Annotated in this window: 28 protein-coding genes; 14 read left to right on the top strand and 14 right to left on the bottom strand. The window is 37.2% G+C overall.

Annotated elements, in window-relative coordinates; all coding sequences use genetic code 11:
- The first annotated feature begins 483 nt into the window (after positions 1–483).
- Positions 484–978, top strand: coding sequence for an ureidoglycolate lyase (locus BMF77_RS14350; RefSeq protein WP_015078174.1), 495 nt, complete (start codon positions 484–486; stop codon positions 976–978).
- A gap of 56 nt (positions 979–1,034) precedes the next feature.
- Here BMF77_RS14350 and BMF77_RS14345 read toward each other — a convergent pair whose 3' ends face one another.
- Positions 1,035–1,442, bottom strand: a complete 408-nt coding sequence (locus tag BMF77_RS14345) for an NUDIX hydrolase (protein WP_015078173.1) — start codon at positions 1,440–1,442, stop codon at positions 1,035–1,037.
- 239 nt (positions 1,443–1,681) lie between these two features.
- Between BMF77_RS14345 and BMF77_RS14340 the strand changes: the two genes are divergently transcribed.
- Both BMF77_RS14340 and BMF77_RS14335 read left to right on the top strand, forming a co-directional pair.
- A complete protein-coding gene (locus BMF77_RS14340) occupies positions 1,682–2,422 on the top strand; it encodes a cytochrome c biogenesis protein CcdA (protein WP_015078172.1) in 741 nt (246 codons plus the stop codon).
- 3 nt (positions 2,423–2,425) lie between these two features.
- On the top strand, positions 2,426–3,793 hold the full coding sequence (locus tag BMF77_RS14335) for a cytochrome c biogenesis protein (protein ID WP_148763670.1): 1,368 nt from the start codon (positions 2,426–2,428) through the stop codon (positions 3,791–3,793).
- A gap of 47 nt (positions 3,794–3,840) precedes the next feature.
- Here BMF77_RS14335 and hisG read toward each other — a convergent pair whose 3' ends face one another.
- Positions 3,841–4,485, bottom strand: a complete 645-nt coding sequence (gene hisG, locus BMF77_RS14330) for an ATP phosphoribosyltransferase (protein WP_015078170.1) — start codon at positions 4,483–4,485, stop codon at positions 3,841–3,843.
- A 75-nt stretch (positions 4,486–4,560) separates the two neighbouring features.
- On the opposite strand from hisG, the gene rppA reads away from it, so the two are divergent.
- On the top strand, positions 4,561–5,253 hold the full coding sequence (gene rppA / locus BMF77_RS14325) for a two-component system response regulator RppA (protein ID WP_148763668.1): 693 nt from the start codon (positions 4,561–4,563) through the stop codon (positions 5,251–5,253).
- Positions 5,254–5,300: 47 nt separating this feature from the next.
- Here rppA and BMF77_RS14320 read toward each other — a convergent pair whose 3' ends face one another.
- The 3 genes from BMF77_RS14320 to BMF77_RS14310 form a co-directional block, all read right to left on the bottom strand.
- Positions 5,301–5,714, bottom strand: a complete 414-nt coding sequence (locus tag BMF77_RS14320) for a secondary thiamine-phosphate synthase enzyme YjbQ (protein WP_148763666.1) — start codon at positions 5,712–5,714, stop codon at positions 5,301–5,303.
- Positions 5,715–5,800: 86 nt separating this feature from the next.
- Positions 5,801–6,874, bottom strand: a complete 1,074-nt coding sequence (locus tag BMF77_RS14315; RefSeq protein WP_148763664.1) for a glycosyl transferase — start codon at positions 6,872–6,874, stop codon at positions 5,801–5,803.
- 140 nt (positions 6,875–7,014) lie between these two features.
- On the bottom strand, positions 7,015–8,181 hold the full coding sequence (locus BMF77_RS14310; protein ID WP_148763662.1) for an aminotransferase class V-fold PLP-dependent enzyme: 1,167 nt from the start codon (positions 8,179–8,181) through the stop codon (positions 7,015–7,017).
- 85 nt (positions 8,182–8,266) lie between these two features.
- On the opposite strand from BMF77_RS14310, the gene BMF77_RS14305 reads away from it, so the two are divergent.
- Positions 8,267–9,382, top strand: coding sequence for an ABC transporter permease (locus tag BMF77_RS14305; protein ID WP_148763660.1), 1,116 nt, complete (start codon positions 8,267–8,269; stop codon positions 9,380–9,382).
- Between the two features lie 93 nt (positions 9,383–9,475).
- Here the strand turns inward: BMF77_RS14305 and BMF77_RS14300 are convergent, their stop codons facing one another.
- Together BMF77_RS14300 and BMF77_RS14295 are read right to left on the bottom strand one after the other, a co-directional pair.
- Positions 9,476–10,501, bottom strand: coding sequence for an ABC transporter permease (locus BMF77_RS14300; RefSeq protein WP_148763658.1), 1,026 nt, complete (start codon positions 10,499–10,501; stop codon positions 9,476–9,478).
- 172 nt (positions 10,502–10,673) lie between these two features.
- Positions 10,674–12,287, bottom strand: coding sequence for an ABC transporter substrate-binding protein (locus BMF77_RS14295; protein WP_210422198.1), 1,614 nt, complete (start codon positions 12,285–12,287; stop codon positions 10,674–10,676).
- Positions 12,288–12,700: 413 nt separating this feature from the next.
- Between BMF77_RS14295 and BMF77_RS14290 the strand changes: the two genes are divergently transcribed.
- Together BMF77_RS14290 and BMF77_RS14285 are read left to right on the top strand one after the other, a co-directional pair.
- Positions 12,701–14,053 carry an RNA-guided endonuclease TnpB family protein gene (locus tag BMF77_RS14290; RefSeq protein WP_148763656.1) on the top strand — a complete coding sequence of 451 codons (1,353 nt, stop codon included), beginning with the start codon at positions 12,701–12,703 and terminating at the stop codon, positions 14,051–14,053.
- Between the two features lie 105 nt (positions 14,054–14,158).
- Positions 14,159–14,734 (top strand): thioredoxin family protein, encoded by a 576-nt coding sequence (locus BMF77_RS14285; RefSeq protein ID WP_148763653.1) that lies wholly within the window; start codon positions 14,159–14,161, stop codon positions 14,732–14,734.
- 101 nt (positions 14,735–14,835) lie between these two features.
- On the opposite strand, the gene BMF77_RS14280 is transcribed toward BMF77_RS14285, so the two are convergent.
- A complete protein-coding gene (locus tag BMF77_RS14280; protein WP_148763651.1) occupies positions 14,836–15,348 on the bottom strand; it encodes a hypothetical protein in 513 nt (170 codons plus the stop codon).
- A 339-nt stretch (positions 15,349–15,687) separates the two neighbouring features.
- Here BMF77_RS14280 and aroA point away from each other — a divergent pair, with 339 nt between their 5' ends.
- The 4 genes from aroA (at position 15,688) to BMF77_RS14260 (ending at position 18,051) form a co-directional block, all read left to right on the top strand.
- Positions 15,688–17,037, top strand: a complete 1,350-nt coding sequence (aroA, locus tag BMF77_RS14275) for a 3-phosphoshikimate 1-carboxyvinyltransferase (RefSeq protein ID WP_148763649.1) — start codon at positions 15,688–15,690, stop codon at positions 17,035–17,037.
- Between the two features lie 67 nt (positions 17,038–17,104).
- Complete coding sequence (locus BMF77_RS14270; RefSeq protein WP_148763647.1) at positions 17,105–17,467, top strand: hypothetical protein; 363 nt, start codon at positions 17,105–17,107, stop codon at positions 17,465–17,467.
- A gap of 39 nt (positions 17,468–17,506) precedes the next feature.
- Positions 17,507–17,818 (top strand): DUF4258 domain-containing protein, encoded by a 312-nt coding sequence (locus BMF77_RS14265; protein WP_015078158.1) that lies wholly within the window; start codon positions 17,507–17,509, stop codon positions 17,816–17,818.
- Positions 17,815–18,051 (top strand): YgiT-type zinc finger protein, encoded by a 237-nt coding sequence (locus tag BMF77_RS14260; protein ID WP_228039399.1) that lies wholly within the window; start codon positions 17,815–17,817, stop codon positions 18,049–18,051. Before BMF77_RS14265 ends, BMF77_RS14260 begins: the two co-directional genes overlap by 4 nt.
- Positions 18,052–18,159: 108 nt before the next feature.
- On the opposite strand, the gene BMF77_RS27345 is transcribed toward BMF77_RS14260, so the two are convergent.
- On the bottom strand, positions 18,160–18,600 hold the full coding sequence (locus tag BMF77_RS27345) for a hypothetical protein (protein ID WP_210422197.1): 441 nt from the start codon (positions 18,598–18,600) through the stop codon (positions 18,160–18,162).
- A 238-nt stretch (positions 18,601–18,838) separates the two neighbouring features.
- Here BMF77_RS27345 and BMF77_RS14250 point away from each other — a divergent pair, with 238 nt between their 5' ends.
- Entirely contained in the window at positions 18,839–20,203 is a 1,365-nt protein-coding gene (locus tag BMF77_RS14250; RefSeq protein WP_148763645.1) for an NB-ARC domain-containing protein, read from the top strand.
- A gap of 96 nt (positions 20,204–20,299) precedes the next feature.
- On the opposite strand, the gene fetB is transcribed toward BMF77_RS14250, so the two are convergent.
- Both fetB and BMF77_RS26750 read right to left on the bottom strand, forming a co-directional pair.
- Positions 20,300–21,076, bottom strand: a complete 777-nt coding sequence (fetB, locus tag BMF77_RS14245; RefSeq protein WP_148763643.1) for an iron export ABC transporter permease subunit FetB — start codon at positions 21,074–21,076, stop codon at positions 20,300–20,302.
- 14 nt (positions 21,077–21,090) lie between these two features.
- Complete coding sequence (locus BMF77_RS26750) at positions 21,091–21,258, bottom strand: hypothetical protein (RefSeq protein WP_168204438.1); 168 nt, start codon at positions 21,256–21,258, stop codon at positions 21,091–21,093.
- 29 nt (positions 21,259–21,287) lie between these two features.
- On the opposite strand from BMF77_RS26750, the gene BMF77_RS14240 reads away from it, so the two are divergent.
- A complete protein-coding gene (locus BMF77_RS14240; protein ID WP_148763641.1) occupies positions 21,288–22,436 on the top strand; it encodes a DegT/DnrJ/EryC1/StrS aminotransferase family protein in 1,149 nt (382 codons plus the stop codon).
- A 106-nt stretch (positions 22,437–22,542) separates the two neighbouring features.
- Here the strand turns inward: BMF77_RS14240 and BMF77_RS14235 are convergent, their stop codons facing one another.
- Both BMF77_RS14235 and BMF77_RS28830 read right to left on the bottom strand, forming a co-directional pair.
- On the bottom strand, positions 22,543–23,286 hold the full coding sequence (locus BMF77_RS14235; protein WP_148763639.1) for a DUF561 domain-containing protein: 744 nt from the start codon (positions 23,284–23,286) through the stop codon (positions 22,543–22,545).
- 231 nt (positions 23,287–23,517) lie between these two features.
- A complete protein-coding gene (locus BMF77_RS28830) occupies positions 23,518–24,231 on the bottom strand; it encodes a rubrerythrin family protein (RefSeq protein ID WP_148763638.1) in 714 nt (237 codons plus the stop codon).
- A 66-nt stretch (positions 24,232–24,297) separates the two neighbouring features.
- On the opposite strand from BMF77_RS28830, the gene BMF77_RS14225 reads away from it, so the two are divergent.
- Positions 24,298–25,683: an aldehyde dehydrogenase gene (locus tag BMF77_RS14225; RefSeq protein ID WP_148763636.1), complete on the top strand. Its 1,386-nt coding sequence runs from the start codon at positions 24,298–24,300 to the stop codon at positions 25,681–25,683.
- A 272-nt stretch (positions 25,684–25,955) separates the two neighbouring features.
- Here BMF77_RS14225 and rpmF read toward each other — a convergent pair whose 3' ends face one another.
- A complete protein-coding gene (gene rpmF, locus BMF77_RS14220) occupies positions 25,956–26,132 on the bottom strand; it encodes a 50S ribosomal protein L32 (protein ID WP_041457480.1) in 177 nt (58 codons plus the stop codon).
- Positions 26,133–26,245 lie beyond the last annotated feature (113 nt).

The raw sequence follows: 26,245 nt of genomic DNA, 5'->3' as shown, positions 1-26,245 counted from the left end.
GAAGGCTAGAGGCTTTCCTTTATCCTGCATTGACGTTAATTTGAAAATTTGAAATAATTTCAAATTTTAATCCATATTCGTGATAGAATCAAATTGTCACTAAAGACATAAAAAGCTACCGAGGGACTCTCGGAAAGTTACGCTTGTCAGATATGATTTCGCCCGCCAGGGCAAACGAAATCAGGGCAAGAACCCAAATATTTAAGGCAATGCCTGAAACTGGGATAACTGAGGGATATAGACTGAAACTCTCTATAGAATCTCCGCGTCTTGAGACCGGGGAGTGTCAAGCTATAGAAATTAACTTTGCCTAGGCAGGAGTTAAAATAGGCGATTATGGTTTGTCTAAAGCATTTGATTTAGCCGGTTTAAGTGGACAAACTTTAAACAGGCGTTGTTAGATTGTATGTAAACCATCAAATAAAGAAGTTGTCAGTAACCCAGCCCTAAAGGGACTGAGTTTCCCGCTTACCGCGTGATCTTATGAGTACATTATCAAAAATACAAGAATTACCATCTCAATTGATTACACCAGAAAATTTTCAACCTTATGGACAGGTAATATATGCAAGTAAAGATGGGAAAAATTTTGATCAAGAAGATGCCCAGTTAAATTTACAAAATGGTATTCCTCATTTTTATATTATGCGGTTGCAGAAAAACGGACGGAAATTTCACCAAATTACTCGTCATGTCAAATGTACTCAATGTTTAGGTTCATTGGATAGTAAAGACTGGTTAATGGCAGTTTGTCCAGCTAATAATGATACGAATGCACCTGGATTATCAGAACTTGCAGCTTTTCGGATTCCCGGAAATTGTTTTATTAAATTAGATATGGGAACTTGGCACGCAGGCCCATATTTTGATCATGATTTTGTAGATTTTTACAATTTAGAATTGAGTGATACAAATGTGGTAGATCATTTCACTCATAATTTTCTCAAAAGTCATAATTTAGCCTTTGAGATGATTTAAAATAAGATCCCCGACTTCTTAAACAAGTCAGGGATCTGGATATTTTGGATATGTGTCTATATCCATGAAGTTTGAATAATTCTTTTTAGTGAAGTTTCCTTGACTAATTCAGCAGCTTGGTTAACTTCTAACCATTTTCTTTCCCTTGCGGTAGCTTCTGGCCAATCTTCTAATACTGTTTCCACAGGTAATAAAAATAGATTTACTTGATAGGTATTCCCCCGTTTTCGATATTTATAATTACCTAACTCTTCAGTTGTGACTCTACCGACAACTCCGGCTTCTTCCCATGCCTCCTTCGCTGCTGAATCATGGGGACTCATACCTTTACAAAGTCCCCCTTTAGGAATTACCCAACCTTGACGGCTACGAGTAGTAATTAATAAAACTTCAACTTTTCCGTCGTTGATTCGATAGGGAATAACTCCAGATTGTTGAAAAACTTTGTTGATTTTGCGAGTCATGGTGGTAGATTCCTTCTGAATGAGTATTTTTGATTTTCAATGTGTATTTGTTAATAATGTGCCACTAAGGCAACTTTCAAAATCATTAATCTGATTTTGAGTAATCTTAACTATAAATTCAACAACTTTCCTGAAAAATCCGGAGTATGATTTACCTCACGGTACTTACTTTTATGATTTCATGATCCAAAATACGTTAAAATTCAAGCAGAGTAAGCATTTTCTACTTAAATATCCTCATGCTAGAAACTCTAGAAACCCAAATTTATCAACTTGAGCAATTTGCCAACACCCTTGTTGCGAACCAACTCACCCACCTGAGTTTCGTCAGCATTGCCATTATTTTTGCGGCTGGCTTGCTGACCAGCCTTACGCCCTGTATGCTGTCTATGCTGCCCATTACCATTGGCTATATTGGCGGTTATGAAGCTAAAACTCGCTTACAAGCAGCAGCCCAATCAACTTGGTTTGCGTTGGGATTAGCAACTACATTAGCAGGAATGGGCATCGTCGCAGGTTTAGTTGGTAAAGTCTATGGACAGATAGGAATTGGTTTACCAATTATTGTCAGTATTATAGCTATTATTATGGGACTGAACTTATTAGAAGCATTACCCATCCAATTTCCTTCTTTGAATGAAACAAATTGGATTTCTCAAGACTTACCTCCCGGAGTCCGTTCATACTCTATCGGCTTAACATTTGGGTTAGTTGCTTCCCCCTGTAGCACACCAGTTTTAGCTAGTCTATTAGGTTGGGTTGCTAATACTCAAGATTTAGTTTTAGGTGCGGTTTTACTACTTGCTTATACAGCCGGATATGTAACTCCATTAATTTTAGCAGGTACGTTTACTGCTGCCATTAAAAAACTATTAGAATTGCGCCGTTGGTCTGGTTGGATAAATCCTATTAGCGGTGTATTATTAGTAGGCTTTGGTGTTTTTTCTTTACTTTCTCGGATTCCTATTGGTAGTTTCTAAGCAATGACTTCAGATCAGACAACATCCACAGAATTAAGTTGGTGGTTAATACCGGGGCGTTTTATCCGTCGGGAAGTTTTGCCTGTATTAACTGATTTACGTTTGGCAATTATTCTATTGTTAATTATTGCCTTATTTAGTGTGAGTGGTACGGTAATTGAACAGGGGCAATTGCCTGATTTTTACCAATCTAATTATCCAGAACATCCTGCTTTGTTTGGTTTCCTTTCTTGGAAAGTTATTCAAGTAGTTGGGTTAGATCATGTATATAGAACTTGGTGGTTTTTGAGTTTATTAGTTTTATTTGGAACTAGTTTAACGGCTTGTACTTTTACTCGTCAATTACCAGCCCTCAAAGCTGCTCAAAAGTGGAAATATTACGAAGAACCTCGCAACTTCACAAAATTAGCTTTAAGTGCTGAATTGGAGGGTGTTTCTTTGCCATCAATTACGCCAATTTTGCAGCAAAAAAGTTATCGGATTTTTCAGGAAAAAGATGATATTCTTTATGCCCGCAAAGGTATAATTGGTAAATTGGGACCAATTATTGTCCACATTGGGATTGTCGCTATTTTGCTGGGGGGAATTTGGGGAGCAATGACGGGATTTATGGCTCAAGAAATGATTTCTAGTGGCGATACATTCCAGGTAAAAAATATTGTTGATGCTGGTGCTTGGTCTTCTCAAGATGTGTTGAAAGATTGGTCTGTGCGTGTCAATCGCTTTTGGATTGATTACACACCGACGGGAGGAATTGACCAATTTTATTCAGATATGTCTGTGCTGAATAATGAGGGCAAAGAAGTTAACCATGAGAAGATTTATGTTAACAAACCGCTGCGTTATCATGGTGTGGTTTTCTATCAAACAGATTGGGGAATTTCCAGCGTTCGGGTGAGATTAAATAAAAGCCCAATTTTCCAATTACCAATGGCACAATTAGATACCAAAGGTAAGGGTAGACTTTGGGGAACTTGGATTCCGACTAAACCAGATTTAAGTGAAGGTGTTTCCCTATTAGCCAAAGATTTGCAAGGCATGGTATTAATTTATGATGCTCAAGGTAAATTAATTAATACTGTGCGGGCAGGAATGTCTATCCCTGTAAATGGGGTAAATTTGCAAATTCTTGATGTCATGGGTAGCACGGGTTTACAAATCAAATTTGATCCTGGTATTCCTATTGTTTATACTGGTTTTGCTTTATTAATGTTAGGTGTGGTGATGAGTTATTTTTCCCATTCTCAAATTTGGGCTTTACAAACAGGCAAAACTTTATATATTGGTGGAAAAACTAACCGCGCTCAAGTTGCATTTGAACAAGAAGTTTTGGGAATTTTAGACCAACTTAGTGCCGTTAAAAAGCCCTAAATTTAAGATTCCCGACTTCTTAGAGAAGTCGGGAATCTAAGATATAATTAAGCTGTGGTAAGCATTTCTGACCGCATTTGTGCAATTAATTTATCTAAATTACCTGTATTTAACCGATAACTTAAAGGGTGAACAATTAACCGGGCTGTACTTTCATACAAAGTCGCAATTTCAATTAAACCATTTTCCTTTAAAGTCTTTCCCGTCGAAACTATATCAACAATTGCTTCTGACATTCCCGTAATTGGACCTAATTCCACAGAACCATACAAAGGGACAATTTCTATCGGTAAATCCAAACCTTGAAAATATTCTCGCGCACAATTTACATATTTAGAAGCAACTCGACCATGAGCAGGTAAATCTAACGGGGATTTGTAGGAACTAGCCGCTTTTACAGCTACAGACATTCGACAATATCCAAATTTTAAATCCACTAATTGGGCAACTTGGGGCTGTTTTTCTCTGAGAACATCGTAGCCGACAATTCCCAATTGTGCTTGACCATATTCTACATAAACAGGCACATCTTGCGCTCGCACTAATAAGGCTTTCGCTTGTCCACTAGCATCAGTAATTTGTAATTGGCGGTTTCCTGATTCTAAGAAAGCACTAAAATCTAATCCTACAGATTGTAATATGCGGAGACTAGGTTCAAGTAGTCCCCCTTTTGGTATTGCAACAGTTAACATTCTTTTTTTTGGTATTCTTAATGTGTTTGCAGTTCACTATATTGAGAATATATCTATATTGCCATTAGCAACAGAATGAAAATTTTATTAGTTGATGATGAAGTTGAGCTAACTGACCCTTTAAGTCGTCTCTTGACCCGTGAAGGTTATAGTGTTGATGCTACTTATGATGGGACAAGTGGCAGTAATTTGGCAGAAATAGGCAGTTATGATTTACTGATTTTAGATTGGATGTTACCGGGAAAAACAGGGTTAGATATTTGTCAGGAATTACGCCGTCAAGGTAAAACAACTCCTGTACTATTTCTCACTGCAAAAGATACCCTGGATGACCGTGTACAAGGTTTGGACGCGGGCGCTGATGATTATTTAGTCAAACCTTTTGAATTGCGGGAATTACTGGCAAGAGTCCGGGCTTTGTTACGTCGTACTGGTACAGAATCCTATAGTAGCACCACAGGAAAGCTAGTTGTAGCCGATTTGGAACTTGATATAGAAAATCAAATAGCTTATCGTCATGGGAGAATCATAGAACTCTCTCAAAAAGAAAGTCAATTGTTACAATACTTCATGGAAAATGCTGGACAATTACTGACGCATGGTCAAATTTTGCACCATTTATGGCAAAATGAAGAACAACCTAATAGTAATGTGATTGCGGCTTTAATTCGTCTGTTGCGTCGTAAGGTGGAAGTAGTGGAAAAAACACCAATGATTCACACTGTTTATGGTAAAGGTTATCGTTTTGGTTCGACTGAAATTGAATAAACCAGGACATAAATGATCACAATTTAATTCTGATTGATATACTAAATCTATCCAGAAATATGAACTACTAACTCTCTCACATTATTCTGTTGACGATGTTCCCAAACATAGATTCCTTGCCATGTTCCTAATACCAAATGACCACGATTAATGGGAATTTGTTCGGAGGTATGGGTTAAAACTGTGCGGATATGTCCTGGCATATCGTCTGGTCCTTCAGCATCATGAATGTAATGGTTTTCTTCTGGGACTATTTTGGCCATGAAATTAGCTAAATCAACTAATACATCAGGATCAGCATTTTCTTGAATTACTAAACTAGCTGAGGTGTGACGTAAAAATAAACTACAAAGCCCAGTTTCTATACCAGATTCAGCAACAATAGCTTCAATTTTGGCGGTAATATTGTGAAATGATTTTCCATGGGTGGAAACTCTTAATAGTTTTTGGTAGTGGGTCATAATCCTCATGGTGTAATATCCCCGACTAATTTTTCAATGATATCAATAAATAATGAATCAATGGTAGAAGTAGGGGATCTGAATACTTACAAATAATCTATCACAGCTTTGGCTATTGTTTCATTCCCATCTTTGGTGATAATGTTAGGCTGCTTTGGTGGTTGGGGTGACTGATAAAGAAAATCCCAATCTCCTTGAAAAAATTCCGGTACTGTGAGAATTTGATGATGATTGTAATTAGTAATTCCTGCTAACATAAAAGCAGCTTCGGCAAAATCATCACGAGGTATAGTTACTACTGGTACATCTAAAAGGGTGGCTTCTGAAAATGTCCCATAACCAGGTTTAGAAATAATTCTGCCACAAATTGGCATAAAATCTACAGGACGGTATTGACGATTTGTAACTTTAATTAAGTTAGGTAAATCTGGGGCTGAAGCATCAAAAGTAATAAATTGCCAATCGGGAAATTTGTTGATATTTGTATAGGGAATTGCTTGTAAACCTAAACCCCCAAATGTTAGTAAAATTGTTTTTTCTGGAGGTGTGTTTATTCCCCAATTGGTGCGTAATTTATCAATAGAAAAATAGGGAGAACCACCAGTTAAGCCTACATCTGTAATATTAGTAAATGCTGACATAGGTTCATGGAAAGGCAGACGAAATAAAAGGTCGCATTTTCCATACCAATCACTAATCCAATCAGCAATTTCTGTAAATTCTCCTCCCCAATCTCGATAGATAAAATCCCAACCAAAATTACTAATCATCCAACAGGGGATATTTGTAGCTTCAGCAAATCCGGCAGCGAGAAAAGGAATATCTGCCAAAATGAGATTAACGCGATTTTGACGAATAAAATTAACTTCTGAAGCAATTAAGGATTTGTGATTTTTTTTAATTTCTCGTAGTTTTTCCAAAGTTGCTGATTTATCCATTGTCAAACTATCAACTTGAACAACACCTAAATCAAACGCCCGTGGACGTAAAATAAAATCACCTTCTATATAAGATTCTAGTAACCAGCGAGGTGCAGTAGTAACTAGAATTAATAACGCTTCAGGACATAATTTTTGGATAGTGTTAGCTATGGAAGTTGTGCGGGTAGCATGACCAAAACCGTGATTGGTAATTGCTATATATATAATTGGTCTGTCCATGATTTCAAAAGAAAAAGGTTAAAAAGTATTTGTGTAGGTTAGGTTGATGCAAGAAAACCCAACATTAAAAATCATTTGTTTTGTTGGGTTTTCCCCAAAGCCATTGCTCCGCGTTCACGCAGTGTCCCGCAGGGATACGTTCACGTTCCACAACCCAACCTACTTGATATTGCTGCTATTAATTGGTCAATTTCCGACTCTAAAGTTAGATAATGAACACTCACCCGAATGCAATTAGGATTGGCAATTGTTCGTGTTAAGATATTTTCAGACTCTAGAGATTGCACCAATTTAAAACTAGGTTGATTAGTTACTTGAAAAGAAACTAATCCACTTTCTGGAGGTGAATTCTTTAAACATTTGACATTAGCTAAAGAGTTTAATTTTTGCCAAAGATAATTACTATTTTGGCAAATTTGCTCATATCGTTCCTGTGCTGTTCCCCATTGTTCATGAATTGTAATTGCTTGCTTTAAACCCACATATAATGAAGTTGGTAAAGTGGATACTTCATATCTGCGTCCATCTGGTTGCCAACCCGTCGGTTGGGCTTGATTATTAGTAATTATCCCACTCAAACCAATAAAGGTAGGGTGCAAACTTTCCCTCGTTTCAGGACGCACATATAAACCACCCACACCCGCAGGACCGCATAACCATTTGTGACCAGTAAAGGCATAAAAATCTACCCCCAAAGCAGTTAAATCTAAAGGAATCACACCCACTGATTGAGCCGCATCTATCAATAACAGCGAATTATTACTTCTGCATACTTCGACAATCTTATCAATAGGTAAAACTTGACCAGTATTCCACAAAACATGACTTAAAACTACTAAGCGAGTTTTGGGACGGAGATTTTCAGCAATAATACTGATAGGATCACCTTCATTTAAAGTAGCCATTAAGGGACAAATGGTAACTTCTACCCCAAACCTGCGGGCAATTTCCTGGGCTGTAGCAATTACTCCAGGGTGTTCGCAGTCGGAAAGAAGCAGATGATCACCTGCGTGCCAATCAATCCCCCACATCGCAATATTACAACCTATCGTGACATTACCTGTGAGAGTAATTGTGTCACTTGGTACATTTAATGTAGATGCAATGGCTTCCCGACTGGCTTGTATTTGCGGTGCAATCCAACTATACGCCTCACTCCCAAAAGGACCTATACTTTGAATATGTGCCTGAGATTGGCTAATAGCATCCATAGCCCCTTGAGGCATTGTCCCCTGTCCTCCGTAGTTAAAATAAATTTTATTACTTAAAGCGGGAAATTGTGAGCGATGATGATGTAGGTTATTCATAAAATAGGTTTGCGGTTTTTGATCTAATCTATTGATATATACTTTTATCAACAATTAATCAACATTAACTTTTACATCAAAAACTATGAATTGGTGGCAACGACTCAACAAAAACCCTCTAGCACGAACTGGGGCAATTGTCCTCTTCTCTTTGTATTTAGCAGTGATTGGTGCTGATTTTATCGCTCCTTATAACCCTTATGATTCACAACCGAACGGTTCACTACTTCCACCGACTCAGATTCATTGGGTATCTCAATCAGGGCAGTTTATTGGACCCCACGTATATCCTACAACACAAGGCGATACTAACTTAGAAACCGGGGAAAGAAAAATAATTATAGATCAGACAAAACCTTCACAATTACGATTATTTGTGACTGGGACAAAATATCAATTATTTAACTTGAGTATTTCCCTACCTCCAAAATGGCAGGAAGTCACAATTATCCCTGGTATTTCTTTAAATTGGCATTTGTTTGGTGTTATTGGTGACGCAAAATTGAATATTTTGGGAACAGATGAACAAGGACGCGACCAATTTAGTCGCTTGTTACATGGTGGTCGAATTAGTATGTTTATTGGTATTTTCGGGATTATCATTACCTATCCATTGGCATTGCTTATTGGTGGTATTTCCGGCTATTTTGGCGGAATAATTGATAGTATCATCATGCGTTTAGCAGAAGTCTTGATGACCTTTCCGAGTATTTATTTATTAGTAGCATTATCAAGTATTTTGAGTCCAAAATTAACCAGCACTCAGCGATTTTTATTAATCATTATCATCACTTCTGTAATTAGTTGGGCAGGTTTAGCGAGGATAATTCGCGGACAGGTATTATCAATCAAAGAACTCGAATTTGTGCAAGCAGCAAAGGTAATGGGTGGTAATCCTATTTATATTATTGTTCGTCATGTTTTACCACAAACTGCAACTTACATTATTATTTCTGCTACTTTAACAATTCCTAGTTTTATTGGAGCAGAAGCAGTATTAAGTCTAATTGGTTTAGGTATTCAACAACCAGATCCTTCTTGGGGAAATATGCTTTCTTTAGCTAGTAATGCTTCTATTTTAGTGTTACAACCTTGGCTAATTCTACCACCAGCAATTCTAATTATTATCACCGTTTTATCATTTAATGTATTAGGTGATGGTTTGCGTGATGCTCTTGACCCTCGTAGTGTGCAAAGATGATTATGAGTGGGTTGGGTTAAGCGACAGCGCAACCCAACAAATGTTTTAAGTTTAATAATGTTGGGTTTCCTTGCGTCAACCCAACCTACATAACTAATATCTAATTCTCGGATCTACATAAGCATTAAGAATATCAATCAAAATACTCGCACTCACAACAATTGCCCCGAAAAATACTAACACACCCTGAACTGTAGGATAATCTCGGTCGGAAATAGCTTGATATAAACGATTTGCTAACCCTGGCCAGGAAAATGTCACCTCTGTTAAAATTGCTCCACCTAATAAGGAAGCAAATGTTAATCCTAATACTGTAATTACAGGAATTAAGGCATTCTTTAAAGCATGGGAAACTAAAATCTTATTTTCAGAAATTCCCCGCGCTCTAGCCGCTTCTATATAATCAGCTTTTAAAGTTTGTTTTAAATTAACTCTGACAATGCGTTCAAAAATACCACTTAATAAAATTCCCAAAGTTAAACTTGGTAAAGCTAGATGATGTAAAGATGTAAAAAATTGACTTAAATTCCCACTTAATAAACTATCAATTGTATATAAACCAGTAATATTTGTAGGTGCAGGAAGATTAGGAGGAAACCGATTAGAATTAGGAAACCAACCCAATTGAACTGAGAAAACTAATTGTAATAACATACCTGCCCAAAACATCGGTAGTGCATAGGTAATAATCCCGAATAACCGCCCCCCAATATCAAAAGCAGTTCCCGGACGAGAAGCGGAAATAGTTCCCACTAAAACGCCAACAATCAGCGCCACAGCCATACTCGCAAATGCTAATTCTACGGTTGCTGGAAAATATTGACCAATTATTTCACCTACATTTTGCCCGCGACTGGTTAAAGAAGTTCCTAAATCAAAGTGCAGTAATTTACCTAAATAATTGAGATATTGTAACCAAATCGGTAAGTCCAAACCAAGTTGTTTTCTTAATTCTTCTTTTGCACTTTCTGGCGCTCTTCCTCCTAAAATAGCATCTGCGGGATCTCCTGGCGTAGCTCTAAGTAAAAGAAAAACAATGGTGATAATAGTGAATAGTTGCAATGGCGCAAATAGCAACCGGGAAAAAATGTAATACTGTAATGCTTTAGAACGAGACATATTTATTAATTAAAAATTTAAAATTCACAAAAACCTCGTTCCTTGTCTCTGACAAGGAATGCAGCCTTGAGGCTCTGCCTCATCTAATTAACAAGAGGCAGAGCCTCTAAATGGCATTCCCAGCCGGAGTCTGGGAACGAGAGAATGAGAGAGAAATTACCCGGTATTGATACTACTTTTTAATTGTTTTGTAAATCAGGTTTTGGGTAGGATCAAGATTGACATTGGCTACGCCTTTTTGAGCAAATACAAAATCTTTACTTTGCCATAAAGGGATGTAGGGAACATCAGTTAACACTTGGGTTTGAATGTCGGCAAATATTTTTTTCCGAGTTTCAGGATTTTGTTCTTTACGTTGTTGATCTATGAGTTTATTCATAGCTTCACTATAATAGAATGACCCCTGAGTTTGACTACCGCCGGTTTCGCAACCTTTAGCAACTGAACCTTGTTCACAGGCTAAAAATGGCTGCACGTAGTTGTCTGGATCTAAAAAGTCTGGATACCAATTAGTTAAGGTACTGGGATATAAACCTTTGGAAATTTCTTTATAGAAAGTTGCACCTTCGACGGTTTTAACTTCAAATTGCAAAATACCATCCATTTTAGTATCAGCGAGGGATTTTAAGGTTTGTGCAACTAAACTGCGCGTCATTGAACTTGCAGGATACCAAATTTGCACTTTTGCTGGATTTTCTTTGGAGAAACCAGCAGCGACTAAGGATTTTTTGGCTTCTGCAAATTTACCATCACCATATTTATCTTGAAACAATGGTTGGGAAACATTGAAGGTGGTGGGAATCATGCTGTAAAGCGGATCAGCCTGTGATAATAATACCCGATCATTTAATAATTTACGATCAATTAATGATGCGATCGCTTGTCTCACCTCTACTTGATCTAAAGGTTTTTGATTGCGATTTAAAGTCAGATAAGTAACTACACTACCTTGAGCAGATATAGCTTGCCAATCTCCCTTTTTCGCACTTGCTTCTAAACTCTGAATTTGATCTGGTTGTAAGGATAGATAAGCCACATCTATTGCACCAGTTTTAAAGGCATTAAATAAGTTGACTGGACTGGTTTGAATTTGGACATTTACACCTTTGTTTTCTGGTTTTGTTCCCCAATATTTATCAAATACATCAAACTTTAAGGAATCAGTTCCATATTTGGCTAATTTATAAGCACCAGTCCCCACAAAAATATTCGGTTTAAATTTTCCAGCCCCAATTTCATAGGATTTTGGTGAAACCGCACAGACTCCAGAAAATGCTAACAATGAAGGAAAAGCTGCAAAGGGTTTCTTCAGTTTAATTGTTAATTCATACTCCCCTGTGGCTTTAACTGAAGCTACGGTATCAGAAAGCAGGAAAGACGGTTTACCTTTGTTTTCGATAAAGCGTTGCAGACTAAACTCCATTGCTTTGGCATTGAAGGGAGTATCATCATGAAATACTACTCCTTTGCGAATGGGAATAGTATAAGTTAAACCATCTGCACTCACTTTTGGTAATGCTGTGGCCAATTGTGGTTTAATTTCTGTACTACCTGGTTCATAAGTGTACAGGCGATCGCTCATATTAAATACTAAACTCAAAGATCCCAATTCATACGCATCAGCAGGATCAAGAGTTCTTGGCTTTTCCGTTGTCCCTACGGTAATCCGACCATCACCCGTCCGAGTATTTATAGTATTAGACTGTGGTGTATTTGTTTGCTGTTTAGGAGTACAACTAACAACCAATAATAGACAAAGACAGAACAAAGATAGGAATTTTGTCATCCTACCCCATTGTTTAATTAGCAAGGAACACCAAGTGATCATTATTAAAGTATTTTCAATCAACGGTCAGTCATTATAGCAGGGAAGAGGGAATATTGATCTTTTTCCCATAACTTAATTACATAACTCATAATATACTCAAATTTTTTAACACTATCGCGTAATTCCCCGTCCTCAACTCTTAGTAGATTGGGGATGTAAGCGAGTCATAAACGAAACGTCTGGATAATTAATTTTCAACACAGTTGAAAGAAATTATTCAGACAGTTGAATTTATGACAACTATATTTTATTTATTCCTTTGGGATCAATGTATTTATCTACAAAGCAAGGAGATCCAAGCTCATTGACTGTCCTCAGTGGTTAAATTAGATAATAGTAGTATACTAGAAAAACCAAGGGGGTGATTGATTATGGCATTACGTAGAGCAACTTTCCGACTATATCCAAATAAACAAGTCAGTGAAAAGTTGTCCTACCATCGTCAACTTCATAAAGATTTGTATAATGCTGCTGTATCTAACCGCATTACTTCATATAAAAAGTTTGGTAAATCTGTTTCTTACGTTGAGCAACAGAACTGTTTACCGGATTTCAAAGAAGTCTGGATAGAATATAAAGTCATTAATTCCCAAGCATTACAAGCCACATTAAAACGGGTTGATTTTGCTTTTGGAAGGTTTTTTAAGGGACTAGGGAAGTACCCTAGATTCAAGCCAATTCGTCATTATTCTGGTTGGACTTATCCATCTTTTACGGGTTGGAAAGTACATAGCACAGGGGATAACGGCTATTTAGAATTATCAAAGATTGGTCAGATGCAAATGCGAGGCCAAGCCAGACTTTGGGGGCATCCTAAAGCTTTAGATATCGTTAACCGCAATGGTCAATGGTATGCTTCCATCGTCTTAGAAATTGATGATACTTTGTTAAAGAATAGCCGCAAAACTGATAATGGTGTTATTGCCATTGATTTAGGTTGTAACGATGCAATTGCTTGGACAAATGGTGAAGAAAATGGTTTAGTGACTGCACCTCGGTTTTTCCGAAAAGCAGAACAAAAAAATCAAGAGTTGGGTAAATCAAAACGTCGAAAACGTTCTCCCAATTTCAAAAAGAAAGTTAAGGCTTCTAGAAGGTGGAAGAAAACGCAAAAGTTAGTTAGTAAACTTTCGAGAAAAGTTGCCAACCAACGTCAGAACTTTGTTCACCAAGAAACTACACGAATAATCAGCGGTAATAGCACGGTAGTTACTGAAAAATTAGAAGTCAAAAACATGAGTGCCAAAGCTAAAAGGGGCGATGCCCTGAGCTTGTCGAAGGGTAAACGTAAAAGGCAAAAAGCTGGTCTAAATAAATCAATTCTTGATGTGGGAATGGGGATGATAAAGGATGCCTTAAAAGCTAAGTTATCAGACATTGGTGGCTTATTTGTAGAAGTTCCTACAAAGAAGGTAAAACCATCTCAAACTTGTCCTCAATGTGGAAATCAAGAGAAGAAATCTTTAGACCAACGAACTCACCTTTGCCATAACTGCGGCTATACTCAACAGCGTGATATCGCCGCCGCAGAAGTGATGTTGCTTTGGTACTCAAATAATCTACAGGGGTTAGGAACTAGCCTCTCAGACGTGGATGATTCTAGCTCTACTTCAAACACCAGCAAACGCAAGAATGCTGGAAGTATGAAGCAACTGGGTCAAAAGAAACGTCAAAAATCTCAACTTACTCATGGGGATGTAGAAACCCCATCTTCAACGAAGTAAGATGGGGTAGTTCATTAAGTTATGTATTTGAATTTGGTAATTTTCCTAAATGAAGATGGATTATTCTATTATTAAAAAAATCCTGATCGAAGCATTAAATAAATTATGGTTTTAACAGCTTCTACAATGTTGCCTCTAGGCACGAAAGCACCAGATTTTCATCTACCAGAAGTAGTATCTAGAAAAATAATTTCTCTTGATAATTTTGCCGATAAAAAAGCATTGTTAATCATGTTTATTTGTCGGCACTGCCCATTTGTTAAGCATATTCAACAAGAATTAGCCAGATTAGATCAAGATTACAGCAACAGTGATTTAGGGATTATTGCCATTAGTGCGAATGATGCTCAAAATTATCCCAATGATGCCCCCGAATCATTAAAAGAAATGTGTATAGAATTGGGGTTTGATTTTACCTTCTGTTACGACGAAACTCAAGCAACAGCAAAAGCCTATACGGCAGCCTGTACACCGGATTTCTTTCTATTTGATGGCGACAGAAAACTCGTTTATCGTGGACAATTAGATGATAGTCGTCCTAGTAATAATCAACCTGTTACAGGTAAAGATCTAAGAGCAGCTATTACCGCAGTCTTAAATAATCAACCTGTAATAAGTGAACAAAAGCCCAGTATTGGTTGCAATATCAAATGGAAATCAGGTAATGATCCTAGTTATTAAGGGTAATTGGTGATTGGTGATTGGTAATTGGTAATTGGTAATTGGTGATTGGTGATTGGTGATTGGTGATTGGTAAAACTCTTACCTGTTCCCTGTTCCCTTTAATGCTGAATTTCCAAATTGAGAATATAACGCCCTAATTGGATTTTTCCTGTCCATAATTCGTATTCTAAACGGAGATTCTCTGGAAAAGGATGCCCGCTAAGAGTAAAACTTTTGGTAAAATTACGCAAACGGATAGATTGATGGGGTTGTAATGATTCATTTGGCAACCAGAAACGACTAATGCCATAAACACCTAATTCCCAAAAGTGACGGTAACTGACTTGTGCATTACCTTGCATTGTCATAATTAACCGCCGAGATGAAATTTCCAGCCATAAAATTCTGGGACTGCTAGGAGGAGAAAAATTGTTTTTAGTTGGGTGAATTGTATCTTCTTGATTGAAATAACTGCCTACCTCACAACTAATCAGAGGTGGTGCAGTTAATAGTAAATGAAATTTATCTGTATCCTTTTGAATTAAAGTTCCAGCAGTGTCAACCACAGACCAAATCGGTAAGTCCGTGGAAATCATTGATAAACATACGGGTTTGCGGTGGTGAGTTAGCATGAGAGTGTGAGGGGTTACAAATAAAGAATAAAAGTTGAGCGATTTTCTAAATTGCCAGTTTTGCCTATTATTTAACGTTACGGCTGACGTTTTTGGTGGAAGCAACAAAACACAAGACATTTAAGCAAGATATCTAATAAATAGTAAAACCTGCTTCATCGTTAGCAAATATTTTGATTTGTTAATCTAAACCATTCAATATGGTATTATCTGTCACCTGCTATCTACCGAAAGAAGGATTATAGTTGCCAAAAAGCGGTAGGATACTAAATTGGAAGTGAATAGTGATAAACAAGTCGCTGTTTAGCTTTTATTCTATTCAAAAGTCATTGTATCCTAATGTCAGCTATTGTTATTAATTTAGAAACTCAAGCAAACTCTTCTGATCACTTAATTATTCAGCGCCCTGCCTCTGAATTGTCTTTGCAGGGACGTATCCGAGTCCCTGGAGATAAGTCTATTTCTCATCGCGCTTTGATGTTGGGTGCAATTGCTGAAGGTGAAACTCAAATTCAAGGACTACTGTTAGGTGAAGATCCCCGTAGCACTGCTGCCTGTTTTCGGGCGTTAGGTGCGGAAATTTCCGACTTAAACACAGAATTAGTCAAAGTCAAAGGCATCGGTTTAGGCAATTTTCAAGAGCCTATAAACGTCTTGGATGCGGGTAATTCTGGAACAACGATGCGGTTGATGTTGGGATTGTTAGCATCCCATCCAGGGCGATTTTTCACGGTGACTGGTGATAGTTCTTTGCGATCGCGTCCTATGTCCCGTGTCGTCAAGCCTTTGCAACAAATGGGGGCGCAAATTTGGGGACGCAAAGGCAACACCTTAGCACCTCTAGCCATTCAAGGACAAGCCCTCCAGCCCATTCATTATCATTCTCCCATTGCTTCGGCTCAAGTTAAATCCTGCATTCTCCTCGCGGGTTTAAACACCCAAGGACAAACCACCGTTACTGAACCCGCTTTATCACGGGATCACAGTGAACGAATGTTAAGGGCTTATGGAGCAGAATTAAGTATAGATCCAGACCGAAATAGCGTCACAATTACGGGTGGGGCGAAACTCTACGGACAAACTGTAATTGTCCCTGGTGATATCAGTTCAGCGGCTTTTTGGTTGGTTGCGGGGGCGATCGTTCCTGGTTCAGATTTGGTAGTGGAAAATGTCGGTGTGAATCCTACCCGCACGGGGATTTTAGAAGCATTGGCACTCATGGGGGCAGATATTCAACTAGAGAATCAACGGGAAGTAGCGGGAGAACCTGTGGCTGATATCCGTGTCCGTTCCGGTGGTTTAAAAAGCTGTACCATCGCTGGTGATATCATTCCCAGGTTAATTGATGAAATTCCCATTTTGGCAGTTGCAGCGGCTTTTGCTGAGGGGACAACCATTATTCGGGATGCGGAGGAGTTAAGAGTCAAAGAGAGCGATCGCATTACCGTGATGGCACAACAACTCAATAAAATGGGGGCAAAAATTACCGAACTACCCGATGGTATGGAAATTATCGGCGGTACTCCCTTAGTCGGTGCGGAAGTAGATAGCCATACAGATCATCGTATTGCCATGAGTTTAGCGATCGCAGCCCTTAACGCTACTGGTACAACTACCATTCACCGCGCTGAAGCTGCTGCTATTTCTTATCCCAACTTCACAAACACATTACGGGAAATTTGTCAATAATTTTTAGGGACAGGGAATAGAGGACTGGGGTATAATTAATAAACAACAAATATTCTTAATCAGCATTATGACTACAGTTGCCATTTTACCTATATCAAATGCCAGTGGTGAAAGGTCTTATCGTGCTATTGCTGGAGATAAACAGTCTGTTGGCAAAACTGCCGGTCAAGCTTTAGATGCTTTGACTACACAGTTAGGTGAAGTTGAATTTCGGGCATTATTAATTATTGATAACTTTCATCCCGATCAATTCTTCACTAGCGAGCAACAAGAACGTTTATCCGAACTAATGACTATGTGGAGGATAGCACGAGATCAGGAACAGAAACTTCCGCCAGAAATACAAATTGAGTTAGATAATCTTGTTAATCTGGAACTCAATGCTGCTACAGCTAGAACTGCATCCTTCGCACAACAGTGGAGTCAATGAACCCATTTTATCAACTTGTAGCAGATCGCGCCATAACTAATGAAATCTATAGATGAAATTCGTGAACAACTTAAGTCAGGAAATTTTGAATTTACTCGTCATGGACTAAAACGTTTAGTTGAAAGAAATATCAGTCGCGCGGAAATAATGGAAACAGGAGATAATGCAATTATTATTGAAGATTATCCAGATGATAAATACTCTCCTAGCTGTTTAATTTTAGGATTGACAATTAATAATCGTCCTTTACATTTACAGGTATCAAGACGAGAATCTGATATTTTAACTATTATTACTTTATATGAGCCTGATCAAACTGAATGGATTGATTATTCCCAAAGGAGGTTATGATGGAAAGTTGTCATATTTGTGGTTCAGATAAATTTACTGAAGAATTAGTTAATGAAACTTTTGAATTCAAAGGTAAACTAATTTTAGTAGAGGGTATTCCAGCTAAGGTTTGTTCTCGTTGTGGAGAAATAACCTTTAGTAGTGAAACTGCTGAAAATATTCGTTTAATGTTGAATAGTAATCAAAAATCTCAGAGAAAAATTGAGATTGATGTTTTTGCTTTTTCTGCTTAACTGATAACTTGAATATTCTTGTATCATGATGAAACTGAATCTGATTTCAATGATTATCTTGCTAATTTAGAAAATTATGAAGCTAGATTGGCTAAAGGAGAAATAAAATCATTTCGTTTCTTGTCTCCATGCTTCTTGACGAATGGACTCAGTAGTAATATTTCTATTTTCCCAGATTCCTGCCAAGGAAAAAAAATCTTGCTCATCATCAGATATATTAGTGTTATCTTCTATTACTTCTACAGAGTTAACAAAATCTAAAGCAGAAATAAGTTTTAATAGCATCTGTGCTTTTTCTTTATCAGCAATTTGAATGATTAGTTGTTGCATATCATCATTAATATCTTTATTATATATTTTCCATGTATGTTGTTTGCCAGCACCCCCTGGTTGTCCCCTATATTCAATAATATAGTGACTGAGAATCATTCTCTTTTCAGCTTTATTACGAACATTGTTGTGTAGCCACTCTGCACCCCAAACTTGTTGAGGATAAAGCCTTGATAAAACTTTTAACATTAAAGTTGTATCTAATATATGATCTCCCATACTGATTTTGAACCTCTTGTACTTAATTTTATTGAAATACTTAATTTATCTGGTTGTACAAATTTAACCCTTCACTAAGTCTGAGTATGCCAAAATACCAGTATTTTAATCATTCTGATATAACCGGATTTATACGGTTGTTTTATTACAAAATACTAAGAAAAAAACCGGAAAAGATCCGAAAAAATCGAATAATAGTCAGCTATAATGGTTACAAACTTTACGATGTATAGATTCCATGAATGTAAACGAAGTTGTAACATTTGTTGATAAGATAGTCTTTGAAAAAACTGGAAAGCATTTAGACAACATTCAAACTGCTGTAGTTCAGGGAACATGGGAAAGACGCACCTATGATGATATTGCACAAGAATTTAATGCTACTAAAAATCATGTCGGAGATATAGGCGCTGAATTATGGCAACTTTTATCCAAAGCATTAGGTGAAGATATTAAAAAAACTAATTTTCGTTCTACTTTTGAAAGATTAAATATTGAATCATCTCCACATTCTCTAAATGTTTATCATATACATGGAAATAATAATAGTCTTTATCATCCACAAACAATAAATCAGCCTAATAAACAAAATCAAGAAAGTGATATAAATACTCAATCTAAATTATCTTATCACGATTTAACCCTAGCACCTCAAATCATCAACTTTCATAACAGAGAAACAGAACTACAAACCCTTTTCTATTGGATATTAAATCAAAATGCTCATTTAATCTCAATCTTAGGATTATCCGGTATTGGTAAAACCACACTCGTTAAAAGATTTATAGACTTACATCAACAAAAGTTTGATGCTATAGTTTGGAGAAGTTTAAAATTCCCCCAATCTTTAAATTTATTACTTGATGATTTACTAAAACATCACAAATTAGACTCATTACCAACAATAAATGATAAATTAAAACGATTATTTGATATTTTCACAAATAAAAAATTTTTAATTATCCTTGATGATTTACAAAATATCTTTATTCCTAGTCAATTCGCGGGAAAATATCAACCAGAATATCAAGATTATCAAACCTTATTCAAAATGATTACAGAAACCCAACATCAAAGTAGCGTCATATTAATTAGTCAAGAACAATGTCCAGAAATGGAATGTTTAGATGAAGAACTATATCCTATTAAATCTTTAGAATTATCAGGTTTAGATAATCCAGAAGTTCTCAAAAATACCGGATTAAAAAATAAGGATAGTTGGTTAAAATTAATCAAATTATATCAAGGTAATTTGTTTTATTTAAAAAGTATTAGTATATTAATCCATAAAAATTATGATGATCAAGTTGCTGATTTTTTAGCTGAAAATACTTTACATATTACCAATCAAATGCAGTCTCATTTTTACGAGACATTTCACCACCTATCACCCCAAGAACAACAAATAGTATTAGAACTAAGTAAATTTGAAAACCCTATTTCTAGAGAAGAATTAAGACAAAGTTTAAATTTATCCTCAGTTGATTTTAATAATGGTTTACAATCCTTACAACAACGGTATTTAGTCACGAAAATAAAAGAAGATAGAATTCTGTTTAAATTATCTCCTGTTTTTCAAGAATATGTGAGAAATTCTTGTTAATATGAAAACCTAATAAATCAACTTACTAGTTATCTAGATAAAATCCCTGTATTTATCCTGTTAATCCTTTAATCCTGGACATCCTGATTCAGACAATTACCTAACCAACTGCATTGCTGAATTAAAAAACTGCCGACATAAGCCTTTAGTAATTAAAATGGTTGTTAATAAGTTTGTGACAGCCACCATAAAAATAATTAAAATCTCGTATGATACAGCCTCTAGTGGTGCAACACCAGCTAATAATTGTCCATTGGTAAAAGTTGGTATTGTCACCATACCAATCAACATCATTTGATTCAAAGTCGGCATAATTGCAGCACGAATCGCTTCTTTACGATATGGCTTAATCGCTTGTTCAGGAGTTGCACCTAAACTTAAATGAGTTTCTATTTCCGTGGGAAATTGGTTGATACTACTAACTAAACGTTCTCCGGCTATGGCGGCTGCATTCATGGCATTACCCAGCAAGATGCCAGCTAAGGGAATGATATAACGTGGTTCATACCATCTTTCTGGTTGAATAATTAAAAAATTGGTATAAAGCAATGTTAAGGACGTGCTGACAAAAATCGCACTTCCAGCTAAAGGTAAAACTTGTGGAATTTTTTGACTGATGCGGTTGCGAGTAATAATTACAGTAATTGTCAAAATTATTGCTAAAATTCCCAGTACCGCCCAAACATTGTTAACGGCAAAAATGAAGTCAAAAGTGTATCCTAATACAAGTAGTTGGAGGATAGTTCTACCAGTAGCTACGCTTAAATTTAATTCTAGTCCTAATTGCTCCCACGCCGATATCCCAATGGCAATAGCCATTAACCCTATAGCTAACGCCAAATCTACCATATCCAGTTTGATTAGCTCTGGCATAGTTTCTCTACCTCTTAACAATTAAAAACTTTACGTATTACAGGGAATAGGGAACAGGGAAATCTTTTTAATTCTTCCTTCTTTATCCTGACAACGGACAACTGTACGGGCGAAGCATTTGGAGAACTATTTTTGGCAATGACCGATAATTTATCTTCCAAATGCTTCGCCCCTACTGACAACTGACAACTGACAACTAAAATAAAACCTCATGATTAAAAGTGTAAATTCGATTCCCGCCTTTGATATTAAACAACAATATGCCACCATTGAAACTGAAGTAAGTGCTGCTGTCTTAGCGGTTCTAGCTTCTGGGCGTTATATTGGTGGTCCAGCAATTACAGATTTTGAACAACAGTTTGCAGCTTATAATGGCGTAAGCGAATGCGTAGCTTGTAACTCTGGTACTGATGCCCTATTTTTAGCATTACGCGCTTTAGGAATTGGGGCAGGTGATGAAGTTATTACTACACCCTTTACTTTTTTTGCGACAACAGAAGTTATCAGTGCGGTAGGGGCAATACCAGTATTTGTAGATATTGATGCAACTACCTTTAATTTAGATGTAGAAAAAGTAGCAGCAGCGATTACAGCAAAAACCAAGGCAATTATGCCAGTGCATTTATTTGGACTCCCTGTGGATATGACAGGATTAATGGAGATTGCCAAAGCTCATAATTTAGCAGTAATTGAAGATTGCGCTCAAGCTACCGGTGCAAGTTGGGAAAATCAAAAAGTTGGGAGTATTGGACATATTGGTTGCTTTAGTTTCTACCCTACCAAAAATCTCGGTGGTTGCGGTGATGGTGGGGCAATTACCACAAATGATCCAGCGATCGCTACTCAATTGCGAATTTTGCGGGAACATGGGAGTCAGGTTAGATATATTCATGAAGAAATCGGTGTCAATAGTCGTTTAGATGCTATTCAAGCCGTAATTCTGCAAATCAAACTACGCTATCTCGATCTTTGGAATAACAGACGCAAGCAAATCGCTGATTATTATTACGAACACCTCAGTCAAGTTTCTGATATCATTGTCCCCCAGGAATTTACCTCCGGAGTTGGTGTTTGGAATCAATACACCATTCGCATCTCTGGAGAAAGACGTAATGGTGCAAGTGGTAAATATCGAGATTCCGTAAAAAACCAAATGCAGGAACAGGGTGTTAATTCCATGATTTACTATCCCTTACCTTTGCATTTGCAGCCAGTGTATAAAAATTTAGGTTATCAACCAGGACAATTGCCAGTATCAGAACAAGCAAGTCAAGAAGTTTTATCTTTACCCATGTTCCCCGAATTGGAGCAAGAACAACAAGATAAAGTCATTGATACTTTGAAAAATTGTTTATCTTGAATTTGTCAAAGTGCGAAGAAGCAGGGGGCAGAGGGGCAGGGGAGAATATCTTTACTCTTGCCTCTTGCCTATTGCCTCTTGCCTATTGCCTCTTGCCTATTGCCTCTTACGCAAATGTGCGAATATTTGCAGTCGCTAAAGCTTCTACTAAACTCCGCACGGCAGCAATCATAGCGATTTCGCTGTTGAGTTGGTTGATAGCCGAACCGACACCAACACCAGATGCACCAGCAGCGATCGCTAAAGGTGCAGTAACATTAGAAATACCAGAAGCACACAGTACAGGTACAGAAACCGCACGGGCAATTTCATAAGCAGCGGCTAAAGTGGGAGCAGCCTTTTCAATTAAACCCAAAGTACCGGGGTGAATGGGATTGCTGCTAGTACCACCTTCAGTTTGAATAATATCAGCACCAGCTTTCACCAAATCTTCAGCCAGTTGTACCTGTTGGTCTAAGGTGAGAATATGGGGAACAGTCACAGATAGGGTAATTTCTGGCAGCAAGGCACGGGTTTGGCGAGTTAGTTCCAAAACCTCAGCAGCTTCAAATCTGCGTCCTTGGGCGTAGAAAGAATCGAAATTACCAATTTCAATCAAATCCGCACCAGCAGCCACAGCAGTGACAAACTTTTCTGGTTCAACCGCAGATACACAAATAGGTAACTTAGTCAAGCTTTTCGCCAATCTTACCAAATCCACATCAGCAGCAATATCCACAAAAGTCGCACCACCCAAATCAGCCGCTTTTACAGTTGCAGCCACACTAGCAGCATTGAAATTATTCAAACCGCTAATTACCTTTAGTACAGGATGAGCAAATGCCCGGTTGAGGTTAGGATACATAGTCATAATTTTTCTTTTGCAGCTTATTTCAGTAGGAATATTTTTACACTAAATATAGCAATATTTAATTTTGAAAAAAATTCAGTCCACTTCACTCCAGTAATTTCCTCAATTAGATAGTAGTGAAGTGTCTGTAATTATGGATACTAACGGCAGATGTGTTTTTAATGACCTGACACCAATAATTTATATTTTGCCTGTACTTGGAATCAAATAAAACTTCGACATTTACTTATCTTAAACAGCAACTTTTTCCTCAAGGGGCTTAAAAGTCTTTTTCGTCGCACCGCAAATAGGACAATTCCAATCATCAGGAATATCTGCAAACGCTGTACCTGGTGCAATTCCCGAATCAGGATCACCAGTAACCGGATCGTAAATCATACTGCATTGTCTACAAATCCATTTTTGCGTTTGCGGATCTTCACTGACAACTCTAGTGACAGCTTCTCCACCGTTTAATACTTCTAAGGCTTCAGTGTAGCGATCTGCGTGATGATTTTCAATGAATTTAAGTAATCCAAAACGATGGGCTGCGGTGCGAAATGTGTTAGCATGATCACTAGATTCTCGAGCTTGTTGGAGAAATTCTGCCGCTGCGGGATGATCTCGATCAGTTTGGGCAGCAGCAGCGAATTCAGGATACATTGTTGTATATTCATAGGTTTCACCTGCGATCGCTAAAGACAAACAACGAGAGATAATTTCCCGTTTTTGTGCATCAGTTAAAACCGCTGCGTCTTTAACTACAAGTTCTGGATGTAATAATTCAAAATGTGCAAAAGCGTGTTCAGTTTCTTGATCTGCTGTTTCTTTAAAAAGTTTCGCTAAATCGGAAAAACCCAGTTTACGTGCTACTGCTGCAAAAAATAGGTATTTACGATTTGCCATTGATTCTCCACCAAAGGCTGATTCTAAATTTTGTAGTGTAGTAAAATTGGACAAATCCATAATTGGTGAATCTCTATGAGAGGTTATTGCATTATATTAAAACATATACTTTAAAATTTGGTTAAAATGATTACTAACGAATTACCAAAATGCGTCGAGATTATTGCCAAACAACGGCAGTTTTTCCAAACTGGTAAAACGAAAAATGTTACTTTTCGGATTGCACAACTCAAAATCCTCAAACAATTAGTAATTGAGAATAAAACAGCAATTATTCAAGCATTAAAAGCCGATTTACGTAAACCAGAATTTGAGAGTTACGCTACAGAAATCGGTGTGAATAAAGAAATTGATTATGCTCTCAAACATATCAATACTTGGACAAAACCCAAAAAAGCAGCCGTTCCTTTAGACTTATTTCCATACTCGGCTAAAATATATCCAGAACCGTTAGGAGTAATTTTAATTATTAGTCCTTGGAATTATCCCTTTCAGTTAATTATCTCACCTTTGGTTGGGGCGATTGCTTCGGGAAATTGTACCATCATTAAACCTTCAGAACTTGCGCCTCATACTTCCAATTTAATCACAGAACTTATTCATAAATACTTTGATCCAGAATATATTACAGTTGTCCCTGGAGCAGTCGAAACTAGTCAACAGTTACTAGCAGAAAAATTTGATCACATCTTATTTACGGGTGGGACAGCCATTGGTAAAATTGTCATGGAAGCTGCTGCAAAACATCTCACTCCAGTGACTTTGGAATTGGGGGGAAAAAGTCCTTGTATCATTGATACAGATATCAATCTAGAACATACCGCCAAACGCATTATCTGGGGTAAATTTATTAATGCTGGACAAACTTGTATTGCCCCGGATTATTTGTTGGTAGATGCTAAAATTAAACCAAATTTAGTTAATGCTTTGCAAAAATGTCTCAAAGAATTTTATGGAGAAAATCCGGCTAATAGTCCCGATTATGCCAGAATTATTCATCAAAAACATTTTGACAGATTAGCTAATTTACTCAAATGTGGTAAGGTGATTATTGGTGGTGAAACTAACCGTGAAGAACTTTATATTGCTCCCACTTTGTTAGAAAATGTTTCTTTAGAAGATGCAGTTATGCAAGAGGAGATATTCGGGCCAATTTTACCAATCATTGAATATACAGATATCAATGAAGCTATTACCTTAATTAACTCTAGACCAAAACCCCTGGCTTTATATTTATTTTCCCAAAACAAAAACCTGCAAAACCGCATTTTACAGGAAACATCATCTGGGGGAGTATGTATTAATGACACAGTAATGCAGGTTGCTGTTTCTTCTTTACCATTTGGGGGTGTGGGTGATAGTGGGATGGGTAGCTATCACGGTAAAGCTGGTTTTGACACTTTTTCTCATGACAAAAGTGTCTTGCAAAACTCATTTCGTTTAGATATAAATTGGCGATACGCACCCTATCAAGGTAAATTATCGCTATTGAAAAAAATTATTGGCATTTAAAATTCCAGGAATCACAGAGTCAGAATTTAACTTGAGGATTTTCTAGGAATCCCAATCTATACTTCAATACCTTAGCCAAATTGAAAAAAGCCTTGATTCGTAGGTATTGATACAAAAAATGGCTTAATTGTTTGATTCTCCAGGTAGGGGTAAAGCGCAGTGCTAAACCCTTACACATTTAGGTTTTTAGTAATCTTGTAAAAATTCAAATCTCAGCCGTCACGAGTATAAATTTATTCTAACTCCTGAATTGGAGACTACTGAATTCTTCTTTAAGATTCTTCTGTTTCTTCTTCCTCAGTCGTTGGATAGACGAATTTAGAACGGCCACTCAAAATGGATTTACCAAGGGAAAGAGCTTTTTGCGCTTCAACAACAGCCTTGTGTCTCCAGGTAGCGCGACGTTTATCTCGTTTAGATTTTGATGTTTTCTTCTTAGGAACAGCCATGACAGCGGTATATCGTGATTCTTGACAACCTTCCTATTGTAAGCGATCAATTGACATTATGGGACTATTAAAAGAACTGTTATCCAAATCATCGCTAAAGATTAAGGACTGGA

Source organism: Dolichospermum sp. UHCC 0315A (genome assembly GCF_008121535.1).
GTDB classification, from domain to species: domain Bacteria; phylum Cyanobacteriota; class Cyanobacteriia; order Cyanobacteriales; family Nostocaceae; genus Dolichospermum; species Dolichospermum lemmermannii.
The sequence above is the reverse complement of the archived record's forward strand: the minus strand, read 5'-3'. Positions and strand labels throughout refer to the sequence as shown.